The sequence below is a fragment of the Brevundimonas kwangchunensis genome, from assembly GCF_039523815.1.
Classification (GTDB): Bacteria; Pseudomonadota; Alphaproteobacteria; order Caulobacterales; family Caulobacteraceae; genus Brevundimonas; species Brevundimonas kwangchunensis.
In genome coordinates this window covers 349,286-372,045 of sequence record NZ_BAAAGA010000005.1, presented here as the reverse complement: position 1 = coordinate 372,045, position 22,760 = coordinate 349,286, and the positions used below count along the sequence as shown (strand labels likewise).

At 67.9% G+C, this 22,760-nt stretch carries 17 protein-coding genes and 1 tRNA gene; 6 read left to right on the top strand and 12 right to left on the bottom strand.

Annotated elements, in window-relative coordinates:
* The first annotated feature begins 21 nt into the window (after nt 1-21).
* On the top strand, nt 22-1,641 hold the full coding sequence (der, locus tag ABDZ95_RS10945) for a ribosome biogenesis GTPase Der (protein WP_343793617.1): 1,620 nt from the start codon (nt 22-24) through the stop codon (nt 1,639-1,641).
* A 136-nt stretch (nt 1,642-1,777) separates the two neighbouring features.
* On the opposite strand, the gene ABDZ95_RS10940 is transcribed toward der, so the two are convergent.
* The 5 genes from ABDZ95_RS10940 to radA all read right to left on the bottom strand — a co-directional run bounded on the left by ABDZ95_RS10940 (nt 1,778) and on the right by radA (nt 6,827).
* A complete protein-coding gene (locus ABDZ95_RS10940) occupies nt 1,778-2,458 on the bottom strand; it encodes a hypothetical protein (RefSeq protein WP_343793615.1) in 681 nt (226 codons plus the stop codon).
* A 19-nt stretch (nt 2,459-2,477) separates the two neighbouring features.
* Nucleotides 2,478-3,230: an SDR family NAD(P)-dependent oxidoreductase gene (locus tag ABDZ95_RS10935; protein ID WP_343793613.1), complete on the bottom strand. Its 753-nt coding sequence runs from the start codon at nt 3,228-3,230 to the stop codon at nt 2,478-2,480.
* A gap of 63 nt (nt 3,231-3,293) precedes the next feature.
* Nucleotides 3,294-4,808, bottom strand: a complete 1,515-nt coding sequence (gene purF, locus ABDZ95_RS10930) for an amidophosphoribosyltransferase (RefSeq protein ID WP_343793611.1) — start codon at nt 4,806-4,808, stop codon at nt 3,294-3,296.
* A gap of 29 nt (nt 4,809-4,837) precedes the next feature.
* Nucleotides 4,838-5,434: a CvpA family protein gene (locus tag ABDZ95_RS10925; protein WP_343793609.1), complete on the bottom strand. Its 597-nt coding sequence runs from the start codon at nt 5,432-5,434 to the stop codon at nt 4,838-4,840.
* A 28-nt stretch (nt 5,435-5,462) separates the two neighbouring features.
* The gene (gene radA, locus ABDZ95_RS10920; protein WP_343793607.1) at nt 5,463-6,827 is read right to left on the bottom strand and encodes a DNA repair protein RadA; all 1,365 of its coding nucleotides are present in this window, start codon (nt 6,825-6,827) and stop codon (nt 5,463-5,465) included.
* Nucleotides 6,828-6,952: 125 nt separating this feature from the next.
* Between radA and ABDZ95_RS10915 the strand changes: the two genes are divergently transcribed.
* Nucleotides 6,953-8,230, top strand: a complete 1,278-nt coding sequence (locus tag ABDZ95_RS10915) for a Xaa-Pro dipeptidase (RefSeq protein ID WP_343793605.1) — start codon at nt 6,953-6,955, stop codon at nt 8,228-8,230.
* Here ABDZ95_RS10915 and alr read toward each other — a convergent pair.
* Both alr and ABDZ95_RS10905 read right to left on the bottom strand, forming a co-directional pair.
* Nucleotides 8,227-9,264, bottom strand: a complete 1,038-nt coding sequence (gene alr, locus ABDZ95_RS10910; protein WP_343793603.1) for an alanine racemase — start codon at nt 9,262-9,264, stop codon at nt 8,227-8,229. The two genes, ABDZ95_RS10915 and alr, sit on opposite strands and share 4 nt — an antisense overlap.
* 48 nt (nt 9,265-9,312) lie before the next feature.
* Nucleotides 9,313-10,395 (bottom strand): ABC transporter ATP-binding protein, encoded by a 1,083-nt coding sequence (locus ABDZ95_RS10905; protein WP_343793601.1) that lies wholly within the window; start codon nt 10,393-10,395, stop codon nt 9,313-9,315.
* Between the two features lie 109 nt (nt 10,396-10,504).
* On the opposite strand from ABDZ95_RS10905, the gene ABDZ95_RS10900 reads away from it, so the two are divergent.
* Both ABDZ95_RS10900 and ABDZ95_RS10895 read left to right on the top strand, forming a co-directional pair.
* Nucleotides 10,505-11,071: a biliverdin-producing heme oxygenase gene (locus tag ABDZ95_RS10900; RefSeq protein WP_343793599.1), complete on the top strand. Its 567-nt coding sequence runs from the start codon at nt 10,505-10,507 to the stop codon at nt 11,069-11,071.
* 11 nt (nt 11,072-11,082) lie between these two features.
* Nucleotides 11,083-13,227, top strand: coding sequence for a histidine kinase dimerization/phosphoacceptor domain -containing protein (locus tag ABDZ95_RS10895; protein WP_343793597.1), 2,145 nt, complete (start codon nt 11,083-11,085; stop codon nt 13,225-13,227).
* On the opposite strand, the gene ABDZ95_RS10890 is transcribed toward ABDZ95_RS10895, so the two are convergent.
* Nucleotides 13,228-15,279 carry a DEAD/DEAH box helicase gene (locus ABDZ95_RS10890; RefSeq protein ID WP_343793595.1) on the bottom strand — a complete coding sequence of 684 codons (2,052 nt, stop codon included), beginning with the start codon at nt 15,277-15,279 and terminating at the stop codon, nt 13,228-13,230.
* 175 nt (nt 15,280-15,454) lie between these two features.
* Between ABDZ95_RS10890 and ABDZ95_RS10885 the strand changes: the two genes are divergently transcribed.
* Nucleotides 15,455-16,534: a cytochrome-c peroxidase gene (locus ABDZ95_RS10885; protein ID WP_343793593.1), complete on the top strand. Its 1,080-nt coding sequence runs from the start codon at nt 15,455-15,457 to the stop codon at nt 16,532-16,534.
* Here the strand turns inward: ABDZ95_RS10885 and ABDZ95_RS10880 are convergent.
* The 3 genes from ABDZ95_RS10880 to ABDZ95_RS10870 all read right to left on the bottom strand — a co-directional run bounded on the left by ABDZ95_RS10880 (nt 16,531) and on the right by ABDZ95_RS10870 (nt 20,058).
* Entirely contained in the window at nt 16,531-17,289 is a 759-nt protein-coding gene (locus ABDZ95_RS10880) for an energy transducer TonB (RefSeq protein ID WP_343793591.1), read from the bottom strand. The two genes, ABDZ95_RS10885 and ABDZ95_RS10880, sit on opposite strands and share 4 nt — an antisense overlap.
* 3 nt (nt 17,290-17,292) lie before the next feature.
* Nucleotides 17,293-19,815: a TonB-dependent receptor gene (locus ABDZ95_RS10875; RefSeq protein ID WP_343793589.1), complete on the bottom strand. Its 2,523-nt coding sequence runs from the start codon at nt 19,813-19,815 to the stop codon at nt 17,293-17,295.
* Nucleotides 19,816-19,983: 168 nt separating this feature from the next.
* Nucleotides 19,984-20,058: transfer RNA gene (locus ABDZ95_RS10870), tRNA-Val, on the bottom strand.
* A gap of 128 nt (nt 20,059-20,186) precedes the next feature.
* Between ABDZ95_RS10870 and ABDZ95_RS10865 the strand changes: the two genes are divergently transcribed.
* A complete protein-coding gene (locus ABDZ95_RS10865) occupies nt 20,187-21,422 on the top strand; it encodes a DUF418 domain-containing protein (RefSeq protein ID WP_343793587.1) in 1,236 nt (411 codons plus the stop codon).
* Here ABDZ95_RS10865 and ABDZ95_RS10860 read toward each other — a convergent pair whose 3' ends face one another.
* Nucleotides 21,423-22,712, bottom strand: a complete 1,290-nt coding sequence (locus ABDZ95_RS10860; RefSeq protein ID WP_343793585.1) for a dicarboxylate/amino acid:cation symporter — start codon at nt 22,710-22,712, stop codon at nt 21,423-21,425. It abuts the gene before it with no gap.
* Nucleotides 22,713-22,760: the final 48 nt, after the last annotated feature.

Genomic DNA, 22,760 nt, shown 5'->3' with positions numbered 1-22,760 from the left:
CTTTTGCGTTAGAAGGCCGACATGGCTCTCAAGCTCGCCATCGTCGGCCGCCCCAATGTGGGCAAGTCGACCCTGTTCAACCGCCTCGTCGGCAAGCGCCTCGCGCTGGTCGACGACCGGCCAGGCGTGACCCGCGACCGTCGCTATGCGGACGGCAACATCGGCGACATCGACCTGACGCTGATCGACACCGCCGGCTACGAGGACGTCACAGACGAAAGCCTCGAGGCACGGATGCGCGAGCAGACCGAGGCGGCGATCGACGACGCCGACCTGCTCCTGTTCATGATGGACGCGCGCGAGGGCGTGACCGCGCTGGACCGCATCTTCGCGGACCGTCTGCGTCACCAGCACAAGCCGGTCATCCTGCTGGCCAACAAGTCCGAGAGCCGCGAAAGCGGCGGCGGCATCGGCGAGGCCTATGCGCTGGGCTTCGGCGAGCCGGTCGCCATCTCCGCCGAGCACGGCGAAGGCATGGCGGATCTGTATTCCGCGATCGTGACCGCCAGCGCCGACATCTTCGTCGAGGAGATCGACGAGCCGGACAAGCCGATCCGCATCGCCGTCATCGGTCGTCCAAACGCGGGCAAATCGACCCTCGTGAACCGCCTGCTGGGCGAGGATCGCCTGCTGGTCGGGCCCGAGGCCGGGATCACGCGCGATTCCATCTCGGTGGACTGGGAGTACGAAGGCCGGGCGATCCGCTTCGTCGACACCGCCGGCATGCGCCGCAAGGCGCGCGTGCAGGAGAAGCTGGAGAAGCTTTCGGTCGCCGACACCATCCGCGCCATCACCTTCGCCGAGGTGGTGATCCTGATGATGGACAAGGACAACGCCTTCGACATCCAGGACCTGCAGCTCGCCGATCTGGTTGAGCGGGAAGGGCGCGCGCTGATCTATGTCGCGTCCAAATGGGACCTTGAGGAAGAGCCCCAGGCCCGCATGGCCAAGCTCAAGACCATGGCCGAGGACAAGCTGCCCCAGCTGAAGGGCACGCCCTTCGTGGTGCTGTCGTCCCACTCGGGCCGCGGCGTCGAGCGTCTGATGCCCGCTGTGATCCAGGCCTACGAGACCTGGTCGGTGAAGGTGAAGACCAAGGATCTGAACACCTGGCTGTCCATGGCCACCCAGCGGCACCCGCCCCCCGCCGTGGACGGCAAGCGCATCAAGCCGAAATACATCGCCCAGACCAAGGCCCGTCCGCCGACGTTCGTGCTGATGGCCAGCCGGGCCGAGTCGATGCCGGAGCAGTACAAGCGCTATCTGGTCAACTCGATCCGGGAGAGCTTCGACTTGCCGGGCACGCCGATCCGCCTGATCGTCAAATCCAGCGGCGACAACCCCTATGCCGAGGGCGGCGCGAAGTCGGGGCCGGAGCGCTACAAGGGTGACGCCAAGACCGCGCCGCGCCGGGTGAAAAAGGCCGAGAAGGCCGAGGCTCTGTCGAACCTTCCCGGCAAGGCGCTGGAGCAGAAGAAGACCCGCAAGCATCAGCCCAGGATCGTCTCGGGCGTGAAGGCCAGCTCGTCCAAGAAGGCCGGCTCGTCCATCGCGGTCCAGAAGGGCGCGCGCGGCGGCGCCCGTCAGGTTTCGCGTTCGGGCCGGATCCGCACCGGCCAGAAGCACGCGCCGAAGAAGTAGGGCGTCAGCCTCGCCCCAGTCGGGCGAGGAAGTCGTCCCGATACGACCGGCTGACGACCGCATGGCCGCATCGGGGCCGCGACGATCACGATGGTTCAACGTCTCAGGGGCGAAACGCAGCCTGCCGGGACATGCGTCACGCCTTCGGCTTGAGCGTCGGCCGCGCGGGTTGACGCGGCTTTCCGGCGACGATGTCCCCGGCCTGTTTCCAGCGACCGCTGTCGATCAGTTGAGAGCGAACGACGCGCAGCTTGCTGCAGCCCGGCAGCTCGCGCAGCGTGGCCTTCACGCTGTCGGCGATCGGCTGGGGAAGCCAGGGGTTCAGATAGACGGCGTTGACCCAGCGGATTGGCATGGGGATGCCAAGCGCGGGCTGCTGTCGCTCCCGCGTCTCCGCAATCACCCGGTATTCTTCCTCGGCCTTGAAGCCCTCGCGCTTGACGAAGGGCAGGCGGTCGACATCCCTCGCTGTGAGCTTCGTGGCTTCCTGAAGCTTCAGGTAATCGACCTCGCCGAAGCGGATGCCCTCCAGTTTCGACAGGGCGTCCTCCATCAGCGTGCGATTCAGCTCGACGCAGGCGCCGTCTGCGGTGCCGGTGAAGACGCGCCAGTGGTGATAGGTCTCGGAGCATTGGGCCGCGCACAGCCCGTAGAGGCCGCCAGCGCCGCGCGCCTCCTTGTACAGGGCCATGAAGTAGCGGTCGTTGCGGTCGTCCCAGCTCTGCGGGTCGAGCAGGTGCAGTTCCTGCTTGCGCAGCATGTGCACGACCGCGGAGATCGAGGTGTAGCGTCGCACGAACCCGGTCAGTTTCGTCATGCGCCGCGTCTCCCGTTCCTCAGACCAGCGCTGCCGGGCCCGGAGCGCCCTTCCACTCGCGGAACTTGATCTCCAGCGGCGGAGTCAGGTCCGGACGGGCCAGTTCGACGATCATCGGCCCGATCTCGGACGGCAGCGGATGCTGCGCCGGATCCTCGCCGGGATAGGCCTGCGCCCGCAGCTGGGTGCGCATGCGGCCGGGATCGACGATGGAGACGCGGATCGGCATCGACTCGATCTCGTCGGCCCAGCATTTCATCAGCGCCTCGGCGCCGGCCTTTGTCGCGGCATAGGCGCCCCAGAAGGCCTTGGGCGCGGCGGCGACGCTGGTGGTCAGATGAATGACGCGTGCGCCGTCCGAGCTCTTCAGCAGCGGCTCCAGCGAGCGGATCAGGCGATAGACGGCCGTGAAGTTGGTCTTCTCGATCTTGGCAAAGCCGCGCGGGTCGGCGTTCGAGACCGGCGTCAGGCCTTCGGCGCCCATGGTGGCGGCCGTGTGGACCCAGATGTCCAGCTTGCCGAAGCGCTCGTAGAGCGCGCCGCCCATGCGATCGATCGCGCCGCCGTCGACGAGGTCGAACGGGATCAGGGTCGCGTGCTTCCCCGTGGCCGCGAAGATCGCGTCGTCCAGCTCTTCCAGCGCGCCCTGCGTCCGGGCGGTGGCGATCACATGCGCGCCGGCTTTCGCCAGGGCGAGGGCGCTCTCGTAGCCGATGCCGCGCGAGGCGCCGACGACGAGGGCGACGCGGTCTTTCAGGGGTAGATCAGTCATGGCGCGCTGATAGCGCGACGTCTCTCCGACCGGAAGCGAAACCGGACCAAGGCGCGCCGGATGTCAGGCGCTCACCAGCAGCGAAAGTTGCCGTGAGTTGTCCTCCCGGCCGCCTTCCTCAATTTCACGGTCCAGCAGGCGGGTCGGATACTCGCCGGTGAAGTAGTGATCGGTGAACTGCGGCATGTTCGGATCGCGCGGGCCGGCTTCCATGGCCTGATAGAGGCCATCGACCGACAGGAAGCCAAGCGAGTCGACCTCCAGATAGGCGCACATCTCTTCCAGCGTCTTGTTGGCGGCGATCAGCTGATCCCGCTCCGGCATGTCGATGCCATAGAAGTCTGGATAGAGGATCGGCGGCGAGGCCGAGCGCAGGTGGACCTCGGTGGCGCCGGCGGCGCGAACCGCACGAACCAGTTTCACCGAGGTGGTGCCGCGCACGATCGAGTCATCGATCAGCACCACGCGCTTGCCGGCCAGAACCTCGCGGTTCGGGCTGTGCTTCATGCGCACGCCCTTCTGACGGGCGCCCTGGCTGGGCTGGATGAAGGTGCGGCCGAGGTAGTGGCTGCGGATGATGCCCATCTCGTAGGGAATGCCGCTTTCCTGCGCATAGCCCAATGCGGCGGGCACGCCCGAGTCGGGGACCGGCACCACGACGTCGGCTTCGACCGCGTGCTCGCGGGCCAGACCGCGGCCCATGCGCTTGCGCACCTCGTAAACCGACTTGCCGTTCACGACGCTGTCAGGGCGCGAGAAGTAGACGTACTCGAACAGGCAGGGGCGGGCCGGCCGGGCCGGGAAGGGCTTGATGGAGCGCAGTCCCTCGTGGTCGATCACGATGACCTCGCCATGCTCGACGTCGCGAACAAAGGTCGCGCCGATGGTGTCCAGAGCGCAGCTCTCCGAGGCCAGCACCCAGGCGTCGCCCATCTGGCCCAGCACCAGCGGGCGTATGCCCAGCGGGTCGCGTGCGCCGATCATCTTCGAGCGAGTCTGGCAGACGAGGGCATAGCCGCCCTCGATCCGGCCGATGGCGTCGATGAAGCGGTCGACAATCTTGGCCTTCCGGCTGCGGGCGATCAGGTGGAGGATGACCTCGGAGTCCGACGTCGACTGGAAGATCGCGCCTTCCGAGACCAGCTGGCTGTGCAGGTATTTGAAGTTGGTCAGGTTGCCGTTGTGGGCGATGGCGATGCCGCCCTGGTCCAGATCGGCGAACATCGGCTGGATGTTGCGCAGGAAGCTACCGCCGGCGGTCGAGTAACGGGTGTGGCCCACGGCCGCCGAGCCTGGCATGCGCTCGGCCAGATTGGCGCCGCCGAAGGCCTCGCCCACCAGACCCATGTGGCGCTCGGTGTAGAAGCGCTGGTCGTGGACGCTGGCGATGCCGCAGGCTTCCTGACCGCGATGCTGCAGGGCGTGGAGGCCCAGAGCCACGATGGAGGAGGCGTCGTCCTGATCCGCGCCCCATACGCCGCAGACGCCGCATTCGAGGCGCAGCTGGTCGTCCTCGACGTCGCGATAGTGCTCCCGATGGACGACGGGGGCGGCGATGGAATGGTCGAGGCGGCTCATCGTGGGGCTCCGATGAAGCAGGGGGAACGCTAACGTGGGGCGGACGGCGGCGAAGTATTGTTTGTTTGGGGCGAGGGCAAGGCTTCTTCGCCGGAAAACCCTTGGCTCACGGATGAACTGACGACCGGCGACAGGGCGTCGGCGCCCCGGCCGATGCCCGGCAGTACGATCTGGATCAGTCGGGCGGCTCCGGCGGTCACCGGGCGCAGGGCCGCCTCGCTGAGCCAGCGCGGGGTTTTCTCGCCCGGCATGGCCGCCACGACGACCAGATGGATGGCGCCGAGCAGCACCAAGGCGCGCGCCGCGCCGACGAAGACGCCGACGAAGCGATCGACCCCGCCCAGTTGCGGGTGCGCCTGCGCCCGCTTCGACAGGATCGAGCCGAAGATGCGGATGCCGAAATAGATCAGCAGGAAGGAGGCGATGGCCGCCAGAATGGTGCCCGCCCAATCCGGATCGACCAGTCCCCGTCCGATCGGCGCCGTCAGCGGCAGGGTCACAAGGGCGATGAAGGCCGCCAGCACGAAGCTGAGCAGGGTGATGATCTCGCGCGTGCCGCCGCGAACCCAGCCGGCGGCGGCCGAGCCCAGAATGACCAGGATGGCGATGACGTCGAAACCGGTCATGGGCGCTCGGGCTTCCGCTTGCCGAACATCAATAGCGGTTCTGCGAGATTCGTTCGACGGCTTCGGCGAGGCGATTCACGGACGTGATCTTCACGCCCTTGTCCTTCACGGTCAGGGCCGGGCAGAGGGCCTGATCGAAGCCCAGCTTCTGGGCCTCGCGTAGCCGGGCCTCGGCGCGGCCGACGGCGCGGATCTCGCCCGACAGGCTGATCTCGCCGAACACCACGCAGCCCTGCGGCAGGGGCATGTCCATGGCCGAACTGATCAGGGCGGCGGCTGCGGCCAGATCGGCGGCGGGTTCGTTGACCCTCAGGCCGCCAGCCACGTTCAGATAGACGTCCTGATCGCCGAAGCCGATGCCGCAGCGGGCCTCCAGCACGGCCAGCACCATGGCCAGCCGGCCGGTGTCCCAGCCGACGACGGCGCGACGCGGCGTGCCATAGGCGGACTTCGACACCAGCGCCTGCACCTCGACCAGCACCGGGCGTGAGCCTTCGATGCCGGCGAAGACGGCGGCGCCCGGCGCGCGGTCCTTGCCCTCGCCGAGGAACAGGGCGGAGGGGTTGGAGACCTCGCGCAGACCGGCGTCGCCCATCTCGAACACGCCGATCTCGTCGGTCGCGCCGAAGCGGTTCTTGCCGGCGCGGAGGATACGGAAGGGATAGCCGCGCTCGCCCTCGAAGCTGAGGACGGCGTCGACCATGTGTTCGACCACTCGCGGCCCGGCGACCTGGCCATCCTTGGTGACGTGCCCGACCAGAACAACGGCGGGGCCGCCCGACTTGGCCAGACGCACCATCTCGCTGGCGCAGGCGCGGACCTGGGTGATCGAACCCGGCCCGGCCTCGTGGGCGTCGGACCACAGCGTCTGGATCGAGTCGACGATGACGATGTCGAACTTCTCGCGCTTCAGCGTGCCGAGAATCTCGCGCAGGGCCGTGGCCGAGGCCAGTTCGACCGGGGCTTTCTCGAAGCCCATGCGGCGGGCGCGCGAGCGGATCTGCTCCACAGCCTCCTCACCCGAGATGTAGGCGACGCGACGCCCGGCCAGCGCCGCCTTGGCGGCCACTTCCAGCAGCAGGGTCGACTTGCCGACGCCCGGATCGCCGCTGAGCAGCAGGGCCGAACCGGGCACCACGCCGCCGCCGCAGACCCGGTCGAACTCGGTCACGCCGGTGATGTTGCGCGGCGGCTCGGGCGTATCGGACTGCAGGGTCTCGAAGTTCAGACCGCGCGCCCGGCTGCTGGCCGCGGGCTTAAGCGCGCCCGGCGGGGCCGAGCGACTTTCCTCGACGATGCAGTTCCACTGGCCGCAGGCGCTGCATTGCCCCGCCCACTTGCCGTGAACCGCCCCGCAGGACTGACAGACATAGATCGCACCGTCTCTGGCCATGCGGACGGGCTTACAGGAGTCGCGGCACCTCCGGCAGGGGGCGCCGGGAATGGTGCGACCAAATTTGACGTATCGCTCCCGAGGCGGTCCGCGTGGCAGCGTCCGGCATCCTGGGGAGGATCACCATGCTGCACCGTCTGGCCGTCGCCGCACTCTCGCTGACACTGGTCGCTACACCGGCGCTGTCCGAGACGCTGGTCGTCACTGCCGCCCGCATGGTCGATGTCGAGCGCGGACGCTACGTCGACAATCCTGTGGTGGTGGTCACCGATGGCCGGATCGTTTCGGTCGGGACCGCGGCGCCGGCCGATCTTCCGGCAGACGCGCAGCGCCTCGACCTGCCGGGTCTGACCCTGCTGCCCGGCCTGATCGACATGCACGTACATCTGGCCAACACGCCTTACGTCTCTGGCTGGAATGCGCTGGACTACGCCGACGACTTCGGCGCCATCCTTCAGGCGCCGAACGCCCGGGCCACGCTGGATGCGGGCTTCACCACCGTGCGCAACCTTGGCGGTCCGAACTTCGCCGATGTCGCCTTGATGCAGGCCATCGACGCGGGCTTTGTCGTCGGCCCGCGCGTGGTGCCGGCCGGGGCCTATATCGGCGCGACCGGCGGTCACTGCGACGAGACCGGCTACCCCTATTCGATGCAGGTCGAGAGCGACTTCGTCGCCGACGGCGTGGACCGGATGCGTCACGTGGTTCGCGAGGTGCGCAAATACGGGGCGCAGGTGATCAAGATCTGTGCGACCGGCGGAGTCTTCTCGCGCAACACCGAGCCGGGCCAGCAGCAGCTGACGTTCGATGAGCTGAAGACCGCGGCGGACGAGGCGCACATGTGGGGCCTGCGCGTCGCCGCCCATGCCCATGGCGCATCGGGCATCCGCGAGGCGATCCGCGCCGGCATCGACACCATCGAGCACGCCTCGATGATCGACGCCGAGGGCATCCGGCTGGCGGTCCAGCACGGAACCTGGCTGTCGATGGACATCTTCAATACCGACTTCACCCAGGCCACGGGCACGGAGTTCGGCGTCACCGAGGACAACCTGCGCAAGGACCGGGAGATCGCCCAGATTCAGCGCGACAACTTCCGCGCGGCGCATCGCGCCGGAGCCCGGATCGTGTTCGGGTCCGACGCCGCCATCTATCCGCATGGTCAGAACGCCCGGCAGTTCGCCGTGATGGTCGAGTATGGCATGACGCCGGCCGAGGCGATCCGCTCGGCGACGTGGAACGCAGCGCAGGCTCTGGGGCGCGAGGGCGATGTCGGGGCCATCGTTCCGGGCCGTTACGGCGATCTGATCGCGGTCGCGGGCGATCCGCTCTTGGATGTCCGGGCGCTCGAGACCGTCCCCGTCGTCATCAAGGGCGGCGAGGTCATGAGGGACGCGCGCTAGCCGACGTAGGCGCGCGGCACCCGGGCGGTGATCGAGGTCAGCAGCTCGTACGCGATGGTGCCGGCCGCTGCGGCGGCGTCATCGAGCAGGCGGTTGGCGCCGAACAGCTCGACCCGATCGCCGACCGAGACGTCCAGCCCCGTCACGTCGACCGCGCAGACATCCATCGAGACCCGGCCGAGCATCGGACGCAGTTCGCCGCCCACGAAGACCTGCCCCTTCGGGCTGTAGCTGCGCAGCACGCCGTCCGCATAGCCGGCCGCACAGATAGCCACACGGGTGACGGTGTCGGCGACGAAGCCGCGCGAATAGCCCACGCTCTCGCCGACCGGCACGTCGCGGATTTGCAGGATCTCCGCCTCCAGCGTCGCGACCGCCTTCAGCCGCGGATCCGGCCGGCCTTCGGGCCCGCCGCCGTACATCGAGATGCCGGGACGCAGGGCGTCGAAGCCGTATCCCGGCGTCAGGAAGACTCCGCCGGAGTTGGAAAACGATCTCAGGATACCGGGGTATCGCGTTGCGATCTCTTCGAAAACCATCCTTTGGCGCCCATTCATCTCCTGGCCGGGCTCATCGGCGCAGGCGAGGTGGCTGAGGACGAGTTCGAGCCCGTCGAACGGCTCCGGCGCATCCTCGGGACGGAAGCCTAGGCGGTTCATGCCGGTATCGATCTGCAGGCCGCAGGCGCCGCCGTTCGCGCCCTTCCACTCGGCCAGTTGCTCCGGCGTGTTGATGACCGGACGCAGGTTTGCCGCGACTAGCTTGCCCGCACGCCCGGTCGCGCAGCCGTCCAGCACATAGATGGCGGGCTCGGCCCCGAGCGTCTCGCGCAGCGCCACGCCTTCCGAGGCCCGGGCGACGAAGAAGGTCCGCGCGCCTTCCGCCATCAGGCGTGTGGCGCAGGCGGCGGCGCCGAGGCCGTAGCTGTCCGCCTTGACGACGGGATGGACGGGGACGCCGCCTATGGCTTCCAGCGTGTGGAAGTTCGCGGCGAGGGCGTTCAGATCGACGGTGAGCGTGGCCGGGGAGGGCATGCCGTCATCTAGAGGCCTGCGCTTGTGCGATGCAACAAGCGTTACGCTTCAGAGGCGGGCGAAGGCGTTTCCGGCGGAGTCGAACAGATGCGCCTGATCGGCCGGCACGGCGAGCTCCAGCGCCTTCCCGGCTTCCGGACGAACGTCGCCGGGCAGCTGCACTGTCAGCGAGGTCCCTGCGTAGTCCGCATAGGCGAAGGTCGCGTGGCCGAGGGTCTCGGCGAAGGTCACCTTCGTCGAGATCGAGCCGGTCTTGCCGCCCAGCGCGAGGTGCTCAGGGCGAATGCCGACAGTGACGGTGTCGCCGGCCTTGGCCGAGGCGGCGTCCACCGCGACCTTCAGTGTGTCGCCCGCCGCCGTCTTCACGGTCGCGCTCTTCGCGGTCGCCGAGACGACCTCCGCGGCGATCAGGTTCATCTTCGGACTGCCGATGAACTCGGCCACGAACAGGTTGCGCGGGCGCTCGTACAGCTCCATCGGCGCGCCGACCTGTTCGATGATGCCACCGTTCAGCACCACGATGCGGTCGGCCAGGGTCATGGCCTCGACCTGGTCGTGGGTGACGTAGATCATCGTCGTCTTCAGCCGCTCGTGCAGGCTGGCGAACTCGTAGCGCATGCGCACCCGCAGGGCGGCGTCGAGGTTGGACAGCGGCTCGTCGAACAGGAAGACCTGCGGCTCGCGCACGATGGCCCGGCCGATGGCGACGCGCTGGCGCTGGCCGCCCGACAGGGCCTTGGGCTTGCGGTCCAGATAGTCGGTGATGTTCAGCGTATCTGCCGCGGCGCGCACCCGGCGATCAATCTCGGCCTTGTCGGCCTTCGCCAGCTTCAGGCCGAAGGCCATGTTCTCGTACACGCTCATGTGCGGGTAGAGGGCATAGGACTGGAACACCATGGCGATGCCGCGATCCGAGGGGGACAGGTCATTGACCTTGCGCCCGCTGATGGCGATCTCGCCGCCGTTGGCCTCCTCGAGGCCGGCGATGGTGCGCAGCAGGGTGGACTTGCCGCAGCCGGACGGGCCGACGAAGACGACGAACTCGCCATCGGCGATGTCGAGGTCGATCCCCTTCAGCACCTCGGTCGTCCCGAACCGCTTGGTCACGCCGGTCAGCCGGACGTCCGCCATCTGTTTCCTGCCCGTATCTTGTTGATTGGTCGTCAGCGTAAACGGTTACAGGTGCAGATCAATGGGCGCGAACGGGTGACACCGTCGCTGTGTCTGTTACCGTTAATGCATGGCAGTCTCACCAGTACTCCAGGCGCTCCGCACGGCCACGGCCGATATCCACACCAAGATCGAGACGGAGGCGGACGTCGAACGTCGCCTGCGCGATCTCGAGGAGCGCCCCGGAATGACGGTCCGTTTCCTTGCCCTGCACACCGCCGTCGAAGCCGCCATCGCGCCATGGCGCGGGAGCTTCGCCGAGGATGGCTATGATCCCGACAGCCGCTCGCCGCTGATCCGCGAGGGACTGAAGAGTCTGGGAGGAACGCCGGACGACGCGGAGCCCGCGCCCGCCTTGCCGAGCTATGGCGAGGCCATCGGCTGGGTCTATGTCGCCGAAGGTTCGATGCTGGGCGGGCGGGTCATGCGCAAGGCCATGGTCCGTGACAGCATCCCTCTGACGGGACTTGAGTTTCTTGATCCATGGGGCGATGAAACCGGATCGCGCTGGCGCGCGTTCATCCACGCGATGGAGTCTGCCTGCGCTTCGGGGCGCGCAACGCAGGACGACATCGTGAAGGGCGGCGAGGACGCATTTGACCTGGCCTTCAGAATTCTGGTTCCACCCGCCCGTTAGAGCATGGCCGTATGACCGACATCGCCGACGCCGAAGATCGCGTCGACCTCACGGATTGCGATCGCGAGCCCATCCACGTCCCGGAGGCTATCCAGCCCCACGGTCTTCTCTTCGTGGTGGACCGTCGGGACATGACCGTCGGGCGCGAGGCCGGTCGTCTGGAAACGGTGACGGGCCGCGCCAGCTGGATCGGCCAGAACATCGAGGGCGTGTTCGGCGAGGCCGTGGCCTCCCGTCTGAAGGCGGCGGCCAGCGTCGGCGAGGACGGCTTCATCGGTCGTTGGCGCGGCGTGAACGGCCTGGACTATGACATCATCGTGCGTCCCTCCGAGACCGGACTGGTCGTCGAGGTCGAGCAGAGCTCGCAGGCGGCGCAGCTTGGCGTGGAACTGATCACGCGTCTGGACGCCGCCGGCGCGGCCCTGGAACGGGCTGCCACGGTGCGTGCAGTCTGCGAGCGCGCGGCCGAAGCCTTCCGGACCCTGACCGGTTACGACCGGATCATGATCTATCGCTTCCTCGAGGATGAAGCGGGTCAGGTCGTGGCCGAAGCACGCTCGTCCGAGGTCGACTCCTTCCAGAACCACCACTTCCCGGCGACGGACATCCCGCGGCAGGCCCGGGCTCTGTATCTGCGCAATCCGGTGCGGGTGATCCCGGACTCTTCCTACGAGCCCCAGCCCCTGCGCCCGGCCGCGGACAAGCCGCTGGACATGAGCAACTGTGGTCTGCGCAGCGTGTCGCCGGTCCACCTCCAGTACCTGAAGAACATGGGCGTGCGCGCCTCCGCCTCGGTGTCGATCATCATCGATGGCGAGCTGTGGGGACTGGTGGCCTGTCACAGTTCGCGGCCGCAGCTCTTGCCGTTCGAACTTCGCATGGCGGCGACCAATCTGGCCCGCTCGCTGGCTCGCCAGATCAAGGCCAAGGGCGACGCCGAGCTCTATCGCGAGCGCACGCGCCTGCGACAGCTTGAGGACGAACTGATCGGTCGCCTGCCGGTGGATCGCCCGCTGGCGGAGGCGCTGTCGAGCCGCGGGCGCGACCTGGCGGATCTGATGGACGCCGACGGCGTCGCCATCGTCGGTGGCGGCGATGTCTATCGCTTTGGCGTCACGCCGCCGGCCGAAGCCGTGCAGCAACTGGCCGAATGGGTCGCCGACCAGCCCAGCCTTCGCCCGTTGGCGACGCATGCGCTATCCACCCGCAGGCCGGAGACGGCCGAATGGCAAACCGAGGCCAGCGGCCTGCTGGGCGTGCACCTGCAGGGCGACCGTCCCCTGACCCTGCTGTTCTTCCGCGCCGAGATCGTCGAGACCGTGCGCTGGGCCGGCAATCCGTCGACGGCGATGAAGACGGGTGCGGCCGGGCAGCTGACGCCGCGCGCCTCGTTCGAGGCCTGGACCGAGACCGTGCGCGGCCGCTCGCGCCGCTGGACGCCGGCGCAGGTGGAATCGACCCTGCGCCTGCGCGACGCTCTGAATGACTTCGTCTCGGTCAGTCAGCTGCGGCATCTCAACCGCTCGCTACAGGCCTCGCTCAGCGAGCGCGAACTAAGGCTGGAGCAGCAGGAGTTCCTGATCCGCGAGGTGAACCACCGCGTCCAGAACAGCCTGACGCTGGTGTCATCCTTCCTCGGCCTTCAGGCCCGTCAGGCCGATCCGGCCGCGCAGGCGCAGCTGATGGAGGCGCGCCGACGCGTGCGCGCGGTGTCGATGGTGCACAGCCGGCTCTACCGAGCCGAGGCCAGCAGTTCGGTCGATCTGGCGCGCTACTTCATCGAGCTGATCGACGACCTCGGCGCCTCGATGGGACAGGACTGGAGCGCCCAGCTGGACCACGACCTGTCGCCGGTTCGCGTCGAGGCGGGCAGGGCGGTGACGCTAGGCCTGATCCTGACCGAGCTGATCATCAATGCGCAGAAATACGCCTATGACGGCTCGCCGGGTCCGATCCGTGTACGGCTGCAGGAAGACGACAGCCATCTGCGGCTGATCGTCGAGGACGCGGGCAAGGGCGGCCACGCGGTCGGCGAGGGCTTCGGCTCGATGATGATAGGCAGCCTGGTCGGCCAGCTGGCCGGCGACCTGAGCTATCAGGACACCAACCCCGGCCTGCGCGTGGTGCTCAAGGCGCCGATCGGCTCCGAAGCCTGATCAGTCCCGCTTGGGCTTGCCCTTGAACGGCGGCTTGCCGCCGGCGGGCTTGCCCTTGAAGCCGCCCGGCTTGGGCTTGCCGGTCCACGGGCGCTCGCCCCCGGTCGAGCCTTCAGCGCGCGGCGCCCAAGGCTTCTTGTCGCCCTTCGGCTTGTCTACCCACGGCTTCTTGCCCTCGGGCGTCGGCGCGTCCTTGGTGCGCTTCACCCACTTCGGCTTGCTCTCGCCCCCGGCGGCGGCCGGCGCTTCGCGGTCCGTGCGCGGCGTCCAGGGTTTGCGCGGAGCGTCGCCGTCAGCGCGCTCCTCGCGGGGTTTCCACGGCTTCTTCGGCGCGTCACCATCGGCGCGCGGCTTGCGGAACGGCTTGTCGCCACGGTCGGGGCGGTCACCGGCCGGCTTGTCCCACTTGCGCAGGCTCTTCTCGCCGGCGGCCGGAGCCACCGCATCCTGGATGGTCACGCCCTCGTCGTTGGCCTGAGCCATCGCAGCGCGGAACTTGGCTTCAGCGTCGGCGGTGATCTCGAACTTTGTCTCGCGGTCGAAGATCTTGATCGAGCCGACGTCGCGCTTGGTGACGTGACCCAGACGACAGATCAGCGGCAGCAGCCATTTCGGGTCGGCGTTCTTCTCGCGGCCGATGTTGACGCGGAACCAGGTCATGTCGCCGCCACGCGCGAAGTCGACCAGCGGACCGTCCTTCTGGCCGCGCTCGTTGCGGCCCGATTCCTGGGCGCGCTTCATGCGCTCGTCGTCCTGCACGTCCTCGGGCGGCGGCAGCTTTTCGCGGTAAAGGCGGATCAGGGCGGCGGCGACGTGCTCGGGCGAGGTCCGCTCCAGCAGTTCCTTGCCCATGGCCAGCGATTCCTCGTCGGCCTCGGCCATCAGGATCGGGTCGGTGAGCATGCGCTCGTGATCCTTGGCGCGGATCGCGTCGGCGGACGGGGCGCCCGACCACTCCGCCTTGATCGACGCCGAGTTCAGCATCATCTCGACCTTGCGGCGACGGGTATGGCTGACCATCAGCACCGAAACGCCCTTCTTGCCCGCGCGGCCGGTACGGCCCGAACGGTGAAGCAGGGTGGCCTTGTTGACCGGAATCTCGGCGTGGATCACCAGCCCCAGATCCGGCAGGTCCAGCCCGCGGGCGGCGACGTCGGTGGCCACGCAAACGCGGGCATGGCCGTCGCGCAGGGCCTGCAGGGCTTCCGAACGCAGCGACTGGGTCAGCTCGCCCGACAGGCCGACGACCGAGAAGCCGCGTTCGCGCAGCGAGGCGGTCAGGTGCTTCACCCGCTCGCGCGTGTTGGCGAACACCAGGGCGCCGGGGCTTTCGAAATAGCGCAGGACGTTGACGACGCCGTGCTCGACCTCGTGCGGGGCGATGCGGATGGCCTTGTATTCGATGTCGCCGTGCGAGGCGTTCTTGACGACCGTGTCGATGCGGAAGGCGTCGCGCTGATAGGTCTTGGCCAGTTCGGCGATGTCGCGCGCGATGGTGGCCGAGAACAGGAGGGTGCGGCGCTCGGCCGGGGCCTGGTCGAGGATGAAGGTCAGGTCTTCCTGGAAGCCCATGTCCAGCATCTCGTCGGCCTCATCGAGGACGACGGCCTTCAACTCGGACAGGTCCAGCGCATCGCGCTCGATGTGGTCCTTCAGACGACCAGGCGTGCCGACGACGATGGCGGCGCCGCGATCCAGCACCCGGCGCTCGGCGCGGGGATCCATCCCGCCCACGCAGGTAGCGATGCGCGCGCCTGTGTTGGCGTACAGCCACTCCAGCTCCTTGGAGACCTGCAGCGCCAACTCGCGGGTCGGGGCGATCACCAGAGCCACCGGCGCGGCGTTGTCGGTGAACCGCTCGGCGTCGCCCAGCAGGGTCGGGGCCAGCGCGAGGCCGAAGGCGACGGTCTTGCCCGAGCCGGTCTGGGCGGAAACGAGGAGATCGCGACCGGCCTCGGCTTCAAGCACGGCGGCCTGAACGGCGGTCGGCTCGGCATAGCCGCGTTCGGAAAGCGCGCGGTCAAGCGACGGGTGGCTGGCTGGGAAAGGCATGGGCAGGGTCCGTAGGGCGCCGCGTCGGCGCGCGCCAGCCTTTCGGCCGGAAAAGGGGGCGCGCGTTTGCGCCCCGATAAAGGCGGAACAGCGGCTGACGAGCGGAAAACCGCTCCATCGCTCAAATTTGGCTTCACTGGTCGCAAGTGAGAATGGATTGCATTAAGCCGCAACCATGTTCCGGCGCCGCTTACCCGTATCGCGTCTCGCCAGCACGACTGCCGCTGCAGGTCTGATCGGCGCCGCGCTGGTTTTCGGCCCCGGCCTGCAGCAGCGGGTCGCGCCGGACCCGGCCGCGGTGATGGCCTCTCTCGCGCCTCCGCTGCTGGAACCGGGCTCCGTTTTCACGGAGTTCGGTCCTGTCCCGGCATTGCCGGAGCAGCCGCGGGCGTTGCGGGCGCTGGGCGAGCGATTGTTCGAGGATCCGCGATTGTCGGGCTCGGGCCAGATCGCCTGCGCGTCGTGCCACAACCGCGAACTGGCCTTCGCTGATGGGTTGTCGCGATCGTTTGGGCACGACCGGACACCCCACACCCGCAACTCTCCCTCGCTGCTGACCGCCGGCTGGATGGAGACCTTGTTCTGGGACGGGCGCGCCGACAGCCTGGAAGCCCAGGCGCCGATGCCGATCATTCATCCGGAAGAGATGCACGCGGACATGGCCGAGGTTCGCCGCCGGCTCGCCGCCGATCCGGCCTATGTCGAGGCGTTCGCGGCGGCCTTCGGCGACGGCGCGGTGACGGGCGAGCGGATCGCCGGTGCGCTCGCCTCGTTCCAGCGCAGCCTGTCGCCACGCCGCAGCCGCTACAGCCGCTTCATCGCCGGCGACATCAATGCGCTGGACGAACAGCAGCGCCGGGGCCTCGACCTGTTCCGGGGCAAGGCCGGTTGCGCCAGCTGTCACAACGGTCCGCTGCTGACGGACCAGCGCTTCCATAATCTCGGTCTGGGCTTTTACGGCCGTCCCCGCGAGGACCGCGGGCGCTATGTCGTGACAGGCAAGCCGGAGGACATGACCGCCTTCCGCACGCCCAGTCTGCTCGGCGTCTCCCGCACCGCGCCTTACATGCACAACGGCGGCCTGCCGACGCTGGCCGGGGTGGTGGCCTTCTACAACGCGGGCGGCGCGAGACCTCGTCCGCGCGATGAGCAGATCGGCGATCCGCTGTTCCCGAAGACTTCGGACATGCTGCGGCCGCGCAATCTGACCCGCGAGGAGCAGGCGGATCTGGTCGCCTTCCTCGAGGCGCTCTAGCGAAGGCGGTAGTCGATCGCGACGTCGAAGTCGCGTCGCGACCAGGTCGTGCCCGGCGGCGGCGTGGGGAAGGGCTGCATGGCGTGCAACTGGCTGAGCGCGACCTGATCCAGAGACGGGACGCCGCTGCCGTTGACGATCCGGCTGGCGCGCAGCCGGCCGCGACGATCGAGAACGAAGCTCACATGAACGATACCGCCTGCGCGGCCGCCCGGATGACGCTTGTGTCGCTCGATCCAGGCGATGACCTCGGCGCCATAGCGATCTTCCAGAGGCGCTGCTGCGGCCCCCAGCGTCTGGCCGCCGCCCCTGCCGGTCTGGCCCGCGCGACTGTTGCGCTCGCCGCCGGCGATCGTGCGGGAACCGTCAGCGGGCCCCTGTGAAGGTCCCTTGCCGGGCGGGGCCGGAGACGGCGCCAGCGTCGATGTCTGTGCCGCGGCGATCTCAACCGTCGGCGCGGGCGTGACCGCGGCGGACAGCGGCGAGGGCTGCGGCGTCCGCACCCTGAGCTCCGCGCGGGGCTGTGAGGGCTGAGTGGAGCCTCCGCCGCTGCCTGCGGTCTCGGCCGCCGTGGCGACATCGCTGTCTGCGCCGCCGTCCCCGTCGAACCGCGCGATCGGCTCCAGTGTCAGCTGAATGACCGGCGCGCCGCCGGAGATCTCCGGCGGCGCTGTGCTGGACAGGAAGACGCCCAAACCGATGTGGCCGACGCCGACGGCGGTCGCGACAGCCAGTCTGGGCGTGCTCAGGCTCACCGATCAGTACCGGAACCGCATGCCCAGCCAGACCACCCGACCGATCTGGTACGGGTTGGTCGAGAACGACACGCTCTTGTTCGGCACGGTGTCGAACAGGTTGGCGACGCGGGCCTCCAGCGTCGCCTGACGGCCGTTGTCGCGGATCACATCGAAGCTGGCGTTCAGATCGACATCGACCGACGGCTTGTATCCCACCACGTCATAGACGTCGTAGTTGACGTTGTTGATCCGCTGGTTGACGCCAGTGTCCTCGACGCGCTCGAAGCTGCCGCGGTAACGCAGGCCGCCGCTCAGACTCAGCCGGTCGTCGACCCAACGCGAGCTCCAGCTGAGATTGCCGACGAACGGCGAGGCGAAGTCCAGACGATCGTTCTGCTGGGCGATATCGATCAGCGAGACCAGCTGGCCGTTGTAGACCACCTGCGTCGAGCCGATGTCCTCGAAGTCGTCGATGTCGTACTCCCGGTTCGCATTCGACTTCGTCTCGGAGAAGGCGGTGCTGAACGTCAGGCTGTGGCGGCCGAAGGTGCGGATGTATTCGAACGATCCGCCCTTGTAGGAGCTCTCGCCCTCGTTGCTCGGCGAATAGATCGTGTAGGTCCGCGCGCGGTTGACGTCGTCGTAGGTCGTCACCTGACCCGGGTTGCTGACGATCAGGTCGCGGCTTTCGCGGATGACGCCCTTCAGACGCCACTCGCCGCCGACGAAAGGCGCCGGGCCGGTCAGGGCGAGCGTGGCTTCGTCGCTGTAGGGCGTGTCGAGGTCGGCATCCGCATAGTTGGCCGGGGTGCCGATAGCGGTCAGGTTCCAGTTCTCGCTGAACACCAGCTGGCCGCCGGTCAGCACGCCGGTGCGCTCGTAGGTCAGGTTGCCCGGACGGGCCTGACGCACGGCATAGCTCAGGAAGCTGCGGCCATAGTAGCGGTTCAGGCCGCCGGTCGCGGTGATGCCGAACCACGGCAGCTCGCCGCTGACCGACAGGCGGGGCGACAGGGTGTGATTGCCAAGGAAGCTCTCGTAGTCGTACCGGAGGCCCGCACGGAAGGTCACGCCGTTGATCTCGCGGGTGTACTCGCCGAACGCGCTGAAGGCGTCGATGCCGACGTTAAAGTCGAACACGCCGTACGAGATGTAGCGGAGTGAGGCGTGGTCGCCGGCGACGCAGGCGATGTCGGTCGGCGAGGCGCAGACCGTGCGGGTGTCATAGGCGCCGCGCTGATAGGCGCGGCCCTCCTCGGGGCGCTCCTTCTGGGCTTCGGTGCGGTTGTAGTCGAAGCCGAGGTTCAGATCCCCGCCGCCGAAGGGCTGGGTCCAGCGGCCCAGGAAGCTGGTGTCGCGCTGGCTCTGGTTGATGTCGCCGAAGCCGCCCTCGGTGCAGGTCGAGCTGGCGCACCAGTTCACGATGCCGCCGGTCGGGCGCGAGAAATTGTAGCGGGGCGCGTCCCGGTCCATGTCCGACCAGGCGTGGTTTAGCTCCAGCCGCCAGTCCGCCACGCCGCGCACGCCTTCCAGCGAGATCTTGCCGGTCGTGCCGCCGCTGTGGGTGACGATCAGATTGTTGATCCCGCTGCCGCCCTCGTAGTCGCTGCGATAGGGCGCGTGGGTGACCTGGGCGGTCAGCCGCATCTCGTTCGGCAGTTCGACCAGCGTCTTCAGCAGATAGTTCTCGCTGAAGGTCAGCGAGCCGTACTTACCGCCGCCATAGGTGGCGCTGCGAGTGTAGGTCGATTCAGCTTCGGACCGGTTGTAGGCGGCCAGAACGCTGATGGTCTCTGTGATCGGCAGATCGGCCGACAGGCTCCAGCGCAGCTTGCGATAGTCCGGCTCCTCCGGAAGCGTGCCCGTGAATCCCGGCGCCGTCTTCCACGAGGTCAGCTCCGAGCCGCTGTACCCGACGCTGCCCTGCACACTGTATCGGCGGCCCGGATCGCGGGTGACGATCTCGACCACGCCGCCGGTGAACTTCCCGTACTCGGCCGAGATGTTCGAATCACGGACCGTGATGCCGCCGATCAGGTTGGTGTCGATGAAGATGCTCTGGGCGCTGACGCCGGCCACATCCTCGAAGTGGGCGGGAAGGGTGGAGCGGGTGCCCGGCGTGGTCAGTTCGAACAGGGTGTTCGTGCCGATGCCGTCCAGGGTGAACATGTTGTCCGTCGGACGACCGCCCGAAATCGAGATCATCTCCGGGCGCAGGTCGCGCAGGCTTTCCTCGGTGACGCGCGTGTCGCGCTCGATGGCGAACTGGGTGCCGGCCAGACGACGCAGCAGGTCGATGGCGTCGCCGCTGCCCGGCGCGTTCGTCCGGACGGCCTCCTCGGACAGGATGCTCGTCCCGGAGTCGATCGCGGTCCCGAAGCGGTAGGCGGGAACCGCAGGCGCTTCACCCTCGACGACGACGGTCGGCACCGAAGCGGGCTGCTGCGTCGCCGGCGCGGTCTGGGCCGATGCGATCGCCGGATAAAGCAGGGCGGCAGCGATGGCGCTGCTGGTGAGTGTGATCTGCCGGAAGGAGTGCCGCATGCGATTGCCCCGCTTGTTACTGAGAGGGTGGCGCAATAACGAGAATGATAGTTACTCGCAATTCCCAAACCAAACCGGTTACGCTTTCCGCTCAGGGTTGCGTCATGCGCGCGACCACGCCTGACCCTGCGAGGGCGAAGACGCTGAAATCGATGTCGGTAGGGGAAATGGTGGATGTGACAGGGATTGAACCTGTGACCCCCTCGGTGTGAACGAGGTGCTCTCCCGCTGAGCTACACATCCATCTTTCGGGCCCCGGCGAAGCGGGGAGGCGGCGAGATAGCCCGACCCGCGCCGGGTGGCAAGAGCCTTGGCATCGACACTCGCCCCGGCGTGCCTCATCCTCTGCCCGTAAAACGGGGGTCGGTGAAATGTCGGATCAAATGGCTTGGGGCGGGCGGATGGTTCCGGTCGCGGAACGGCTGGTGCTGCTCGATACGCTGAGGGCGATCGCCCTGTTCGGCGTGATCGTGATGAACATCACCGCCATGGTCATGATCTTCAAGGCTCCGGCAGTGCTGGCGGCGGCCGGACCGGTCGATCTCGGCATCGGCCTGTTCGACCTGGTCTTCCTGCAGGGCAAGGCGCGCTCGGCCTTCGCCTTCCTGTTCGGCGTCGGCTTCGGCATCCTGATGCAGCGGGCGCAGGCGCGGGGCGCCGGCTTTGGCGCATTCTACCTGCGGCGGATGCTGATCCTGCTCGGGATCGGGGCGGCCAATCTGGCGTTCCTCTACTGGGGCGACATCCTGATCGTCTACGCCTTGCTGGGCATGGTGCTGCTGCTGTTCCGGAATGCGAGCCAGCGACTACTGCTGGCTCTCGGCCTCGCATTGATCCTCGCCCCACCGCTCTTCGCCGGCATGATCGAGGCGGTGACGGGCGCGCCTCTGCCCAGTCTCGCTGGCATGACGCCGGGCCAGGTTGAGGCCGGCTATGGGGCGTTGGCTCCGGCCTATCTGTCAGGCGACTATATGGACTTCATCTGCGCCAACCTGCGCTACTACCTGCTGCACAACGTCGGCGAGACAGGCCCGGTGATCGTCTACGATCTGGGCGTGCTGGGTCTGTTCATGCTCGGCGTCTGGGCGGCGCGGCGGGGCCTGTTCGAGGATATCGAGCGCCACCGGCCGGTGCTGCGCCGCCTGGTCTGGATCGCGCTGCCGCTGGGGCTGCTGCTCAGCGCCGTCCATGCGACGCGCCGCCTCGGCCTCCCTGTGGACGGCGTGGTCTACGGCGTGGTCTCGGCGGCCTACATGGGGCTGCCGATCATGGCCTTCGGCTATCTGGCGGCCCTGACGCTCTACATCAATCGCAAGGGCCAGTGGCTGACCCGGCTGCTGGCGCCGATGGGGCGGATGGCCCTGACGGGCTACCTCGCCTCGAACGCGATCGGCAGCTTCGTCTGGTACGCTTGGGGGCTCGGACGGATCAATGATGTCGCCTGGCTGACGACGCTGGTGATGAACGGGCTCGCCATCGCCGTCTTCGTCGGGCTGTGCGTGTTCAGCGCAGTCTGGCTGAGGGTTTTCCGCTTTGGACCGGCCGAGTGGGTCTGGCGAAGCCTGACCTACGGCCAGCCGCAGCCCATGCGGCGCGCGGCGCCCTGATCAGATCCCCGCCGCCCGCGCGCCGTCCACGCTCTCGGCGTCCGGGTCGCCCGGCAGCCAGGCCACGCGACCGTCGTAGATGTCCTCGTTGAGGATCTTCTCCTCCTTGGCCACCAGCACCGGGACCAGCATCTGGCCGGTGACGTTGGTCGCGGTGCGCATCATGTCGATGATCCGGTCGATAGCGACGATGTAGCCGATGCCTTCCAGAGGCAGACCGGCCGTCGACAGCGTCAGGGTCAGCATGACGATCGAGGTGCCCGGCACGCCCGCGGTCCCCAGCGAACCCAGTACGGCGGTCAGGCCGATCAGGACGTACTGGGTCAGCGACAGCTCGATCTGGAAATACTGGGCGATGAAGATGGCCGCGATGGCCGGATAGATGGCGCCGCAGCCGTCCATCTTCACATTGGCCCCTAGCGGCACGGCGAAGGCGGCATAGGCTTGCGGGACGCCCAGACGCTCGACCGTCTGGCGCAGTGTGATCGGCAGGGTGCCCAGCGACGACGAGGTGGCGAAGGCGGTCTGCTGGGCCGCGAAGGCCCCGCGGAAGAAGCTCTTCACCTTCAGCCCGTGCGCCTTCAGCAGGCCGGAATAGACGATGAGGATATGGAACAGGCAGGCGGCGTAGATCGCCACGATGAATTTGATCAGCGGCAGCAGGGCCTCCCAGCCGTAGCCGCCGACCACCGAACCGATCAGGCCGAACACGCCGAAGGGCGTCAGCTGGATCACCCAGCGGGTGATGCGGAAGACGATGGCCGCGCCTTCATCGACAAACCGGCGGGCCGTCTGGGCGCGATCGCCCAGCGCCACCAGCGCCATCCCGACCAGGGCGGAGAAGAAAATGATCTGCAGCACCTTGCCTTCGGCCAGGGCGGCGAAGGGATTGGTGGGGACGATGCCGATCAGCACCTCCAGCGGCGTCGGAATCACCCGCTCGCGCACCTCGCCCAGCGGCAGGTTCGACAGGCCCACGCCGGGATTGATGATGTGGCCGAAGGCGAAGCCGACCAGCACCGCCAGCAGAGAGGTGATGGCGAACCAGACGATGGTCCGAACGCCCAGCCGCACTGCGCCCGCGCCTTCGCCCAGCTTGGCGATCGAACTGGCGATGGTGAACAGCACCAGCGGGGCCACCACCATGCGGATCAGGTTCAGATAGACGTCGCCGATCGGCTGCAGCCAGACCGTGGCCTGCTCGCGCAGGATCAGGCCGGCGACGATGCCGAGCGCGAACCCGACCATGGTCCGGATCCACAGGGGAATGGCGAAGAAGCGACGAAGCATGGCGCGGTCTCGAGCGACTGAGCCGTCGAACATGTTATCGCAGTGCAG

What these genes read in the sequence shown, in the direction of transcription:
- alr (WP_343793603.1), bottom strand. Translation starts at nt 9,264, where the DNA reads ATGCCCTCCCCGGCCACGCTCACCGTCGATCTGAACGCCCTCGCCGCG.
- ABDZ95_RS10915 (WP_343793605.1), top strand. Translation starts at nt 6,953, where the DNA reads ATGCTGCACCGTCTGGCCGTCGCCGCACTCTCGCTGACACTGGTCGCT.
- ABDZ95_RS10905 (WP_343793601.1), bottom strand. Translation starts at nt 10,395, where the DNA reads ATGGCGGACGTCCGGCTGACCGGCGTGACCAAGCGGTTCGGGACGACC.
- ABDZ95_RS10875 (WP_343793589.1), bottom strand. Translation starts at nt 19,815, where the DNA reads ATGCGGCACTCCTTCCGGCAGATCACACTCACCAGCAGCGCCATCGCT.
- radA (WP_343793607.1), bottom strand. Translation starts at nt 6,827, where the DNA reads ATGGCCAGAGACGGTGCGATCTATGTCTGTCAGTCCTGCGGGGCGGTT.
- ABDZ95_RS10860 (WP_343793585.1), bottom strand. Translation starts at nt 22,712, where the DNA reads ATGCTTCGTCGCTTCTTCGCCATTCCCCTGTGGATCCGGACCATGGTC.
- ABDZ95_RS10865 (WP_343793587.1), top strand. Translation starts at nt 20,187, where the DNA reads ATGTCGGATCAAATGGCTTGGGGCGGGCGGATGGTTCCGGTCGCGGAA.
- purF (WP_343793611.1), bottom strand. Translation starts at nt 4,808, where the DNA reads ATGAGCCGCCTCGACCATTCCATCGCCGCCCCCGTCGTCCATCGGGAG.
- ABDZ95_RS10935 (WP_343793613.1), bottom strand. Translation starts at nt 3,230, where the DNA reads ATGACTGATCTACCCCTGAAAGACCGCGTCGCCCTCGTCGTCGGCGCC.
- ABDZ95_RS10900 (WP_343793599.1), top strand. Translation starts at nt 10,505, where the DNA reads ATGGCAGTCTCACCAGTACTCCAGGCGCTCCGCACGGCCACGGCCGAT.
- ABDZ95_RS10940 (WP_343793615.1), bottom strand. Translation starts at nt 2,458, where the DNA reads ATGACGAAACTGACCGGGTTCGTGCGACGCTACACCTCGATCTCCGCG.
- ABDZ95_RS10890 (WP_343793595.1), bottom strand. Translation starts at nt 15,279, where the DNA reads ATGCCTTTCCCAGCCAGCCACCCGTCGCTTGACCGCGCGCTTTCCGAA.
- der (WP_343793617.1), top strand. Translation starts at nt 22, where the DNA reads ATGGCTCTCAAGCTCGCCATCGTCGGCCGCCCCAATGTGGGCAAGTCG.
- ABDZ95_RS10925 (WP_343793609.1), bottom strand. Translation starts at nt 5,434, where the DNA reads ATGACCGGTTTCGACGTCATCGCCATCCTGGTCATTCTGGGCTCGGCC.
- ABDZ95_RS10895 (WP_343793597.1), top strand. Translation starts at nt 11,083, where the DNA reads ATGACCGACATCGCCGACGCCGAAGATCGCGTCGACCTCACGGATTGC.
- ABDZ95_RS10885 (WP_343793593.1), top strand. Translation starts at nt 15,455, where the DNA reads ATGTTCCGGCGCCGCTTACCCGTATCGCGTCTCGCCAGCACGACTGCC.